This window comes from Glutamicibacter sp. AGC84, from assembly GCF_053543575.1.
On the sequence record NZ_JBLVOC010000027.1, the window covers coordinates 468464 to 470050 of the forward strand.

Here is a 1587-nt window from a genome sequence, read left to right on the forward strand (position 1 = left end):
GGTGGGGCCCCTTTTTGCATCCCTTCAACGCCCCCGCCTCGCGTGGCATGATGGGCAGTACTCGCCCTTTTCCCAATGCACCACATAGCTGAGGAGCAAACATGGCCAGTGAAGAAACCACCTCGACAACCCAAGCAGGAATCCCGGCAGCCAGCGACCGCAACTCGCTGACGGTGGGCGCCAACGGCCCCATCGTGCTGCACGATCATCATCTGGTCGAGACCCTGCAGCATTTCAACCGGATGAACGTTCCCGAGCGCCGCCCGCATGCCAAGGGTTCCGGAGCCTTCGGCGAATTCGAAACCACCGAGGACGTATCCCGGTACACCAAGGCGGCCCTGTTCCAGCCTGGCGTGAAAACCGAAACGCTGATGCGTTTCTCCACCGTTGCCGGCGAGCTCGGCTCTCCCGACACCTGGCGCGATGTGCGCGGCTTCTCGATGAAGTTCTACACTTCCGAAGGCAATTTCGATCTGGTCGGGAACAACACGCCGGTGTTCTTCGTGCGCGACCCGATGAAGTTCCCGCACTTCATCCGCTCCCAGAAGCGGCTGCCCGATTCGGGGCTGCGCGATGGAACCATGCAGTGGGACTTCTGGACGCAGAATCCGGAATCCGCCCACCAGGTCACCTACATCATGGGCCAGCGCGGCCTGCCCAAGACCTGGCGCGAAATGAACGGCTACGGCTCGCACACCTACATGTGGGTCAATGCTGCCGGAGAGAAATTCTGGGTCAAGTACCATTTCCTGAACAAGCAGTCCGAGAAGTTCGAGACCATGCGCGGGGCGCAGGCCGAGGCACTGGCCGGATCCGACGCCGACTTCCACCGTCGCGACCTGTTCGATGCCATCAAGGCCGGAAATTTTCCCCAGTGGGACCTGTACGTGCAGATCATGCCCTACGAGGAAGCCAAGACCTACCGGTTCAACCCCTTCGACCTGACCAAGGTCTGGTCCAAGAAGGACTATCCGCGCATCAAGGTCGGCACCATGACGCTGAACCGGAACCCGGAGAACTTCTTCGCGCAAATCGAGCAGGCCGCATTCTCCCCCGGGAACATGGTCCCGGGCATGGGGATGAGTCCTGACAAGATGCTGCTGGGACGCAATTTCGCGTACGCGGATGCGCAGCGCTACCGCATCGGCACCAACTTCCAGCAGCTGCCGGTGAACAAGCCCAAGTGCCCGGTCCACTCGTACAACTTCGAGGGGAGCATGACCTACGATCACACCGGGGATCGCAGCGTCTATGCGCCGAACTCCTTCGGGGATTCATGGAGCGATGAAACCGGACCTGCGGAAAATTCCTTCGAGTCCGACGGCGAGCTGGTCCGCGAGGCCTACACGCTGCGCAAGGACGATGGGGACTTCGTACAACCCGGCATCCTGGTCCGCGAGGTGATGGATGATGCCCAGCGCGCCGAACTGGTGGACACCGTCACCGGGGCGCTGGATGGGGTCATCGAGCCGGTGCTGTCCAACGCGATCCAATACTGGAAGAACATCGACGCCGATACCGGAGCGAAGATCGAGGCCAACGTCCGCCAGAAGTGACTCGCCAGCCGACACGGAAAACGCCCCCCCC

Annotated in this window: 1 protein-coding gene; it reads left to right on the forward strand. The window is 61.6% G+C overall.

Annotation, left to right across the window (positions count from 1 at the left end):
- Nucleotides 1-101 precede the first annotated feature (101 nt).
- A complete protein-coding gene (locus ACNPN0_RS18560; RefSeq protein ID WP_332489296.1) occupies nucleotides 102-1556 on the forward strand; it encodes a catalase in 1455 nt (484 codons plus the stop codon).
- Nucleotides 1557-1587: the final 31 nt, after the last annotated feature.

Excerpts from the sequence above, each read along its gene's own strand:
- ACNPN0_RS18560 (WP_332489296.1), top strand. The coding sequence starts at position 102 with ATGGCCAGTGAAGAAACCACCTCGACAACCCAAGCAGGAATCCCGGCA.